A 1609-nucleotide genomic window follows, 5' to 3' on the forward strand; every position below is an offset into this window, starting at 1 on the left:
CCGGAGATGCCGATGGCGATATAGACTTCCGGAGCGACGATCTTGCCGGTCTGGCCGACCTGATAGTCGTTCGGGACATAGCCCGCATCGACCGCAGCACGCGAAGCACCGATGCCGGCACCGAGCTTGTCCGCCAATGGCGTGATCACTTCCTCGAACTTTTCGCTCGAACCCAGAGCACGACCACCGGAAACGATGATCTTGGCGCTGGTCAGTTCGGGCCGTTCGGACTTGGCGATTTCGTCGCTGACGAAGCTCGACAGGCCAGATTCGCTGGCACCGCCAATGGCTTCGATGGTGCCGGAGCCGCCTTCGGTTGCTGCCTTGTCAAAAGCCGTACCGCGCACGGTGATGACTTTCTTGGCATCGGAAGATTTGACCGTGGCAATCGCGTTGCCGGCGTAGATTGGCCGGGTGAACGTGTCTTCGCTTTCGACCGAGAGAATGTCGCTGATCTGCATGACGTCGAGCAGGGCGGCGACGCGCGGGGCGATATTCTTGCCGGTGGTGGTGGCTGGCGCGAGAAATGCGTCATGGCTATCCATCAGGCTGGCGATCAGCGGCGCGGCATTTTCCGCGAGCTGGTTGGCCAGAGCCGGATCGTCGGCAACATGGACGGTGGCGATGCCAGCGACCTTGGCAACCTGTTCGCCGACACTGGCACAGCCGGAGCCGATGACCAGAGCGTGGACTTCGCCCAGTTGCGACGCGGCGGTGACAACGGCCAGCGTCGCGTCTTTCATGCTTTTGTTGTCATGTTCTACGAGTACGAGCGTTTTCATTATATGGCTCCCACAGCTTTGAGTTTCGCGACCAGCGCATCGACATCTTCGACCTTTTCACCAGCCTGGCGCACCGGCGGTTCGGTGACCGTGATGGTGGTGAGACGCGGTGTGATGTCGACGCCATAATCGGCTGGCGTTTTTTCATCCATCGGCTTTTTCTTCGCCTTCATGATGTTCGGCAGTGACGCATAGCGCGGTTCGTTGAGGCGCAGGTCGGTGGTGACCACTGCGGGCAGGTTCAGCTTGACCGTCTGCAGGCCGCCATCGACTTCGCGTTTGACGGTGATGCTGTCGCCGTCAATATCGACTTCATTGGCGAACGTACCCTGTCCCCAGCCGAGCAAGGCTGCGAGCATTTGGCCGGTCTGGTTCGAATCATCGTCAATCGCCTGCTTGCCGCAGATGATCAGCTTGGGCTGTTCTTCTTCGGCAATTTTGGCGAGGATCTTGGCAACCGCGAGTGGCTCGACTTCTTCGTCGGTCATCACCAGGATCGCGCGGTCTGCGCCCATGGCGAGTGCGGTGCGGAGAGTCTCCTGGGCCTTTTGCGGGCCAACCGAAACGGCGATGACTTCTTCAGCCTTGCCCGCTTCTTTCAGGCGAATCGCTTCTTCGATGGAAATCTCGTCGAACGGGTTCATCGACATTTTGACATTGGCGAGATCGACGCCGCTGCCGTCGGACTTGACCCGCGGTTTTACGTTATAATCAATCACCCGCTTGACGGGTACCAGGATTTTCATTGCTGTTTCCTTTTCTAATTTCACTAACCGATTAGCTTACGTTCACGTAAACGTCAAGTTTTGCGCTGCGCTGCAGCATTT

The 1609-nt window shown here is 58.4% G+C and carries 2 protein-coding genes; both read right to left on the bottom strand.

Annotation, left to right across the window (positions count from 1 at the left end):
* On the bottom strand, positions 1-782 hold a 782-nt coding region (locus tag V7665_RS02680), incomplete at its 3' end, for an electron transfer flavoprotein subunit alpha/FixB family protein (protein WP_335662991.1).
* Positions 782-1528 carry an electron transfer flavoprotein subunit beta/FixA family protein gene (locus tag V7665_RS02685; protein ID WP_335662992.1) on the bottom strand — a complete coding sequence of 249 codons (747 nt, stop codon included), beginning with the start codon at positions 1526-1528 and terminating at the stop codon, positions 782-784. The genes V7665_RS02685 and V7665_RS02680, both read right to left, overlap by 1 nt.
* Positions 1529-1609: the final 81 nt, after the last annotated feature.

Source organism: Parasphingorhabdus sp., assembly GCF_036964675.1.
Lineage (GTDB): Bacteria > Pseudomonadota > Alphaproteobacteria > Sphingomonadales > Sphingomonadaceae > Parasphingorhabdus.

Bases quoted from the DNA above. Each gene is read 5' to 3' on its own strand.
- V7665_RS02685 (WP_335662992.1), bottom strand. From the start codon at position 1,528: ATGAAAATCCTGGTACCCGTCAAGCGGGTGATTGATTATAACGTAAAA.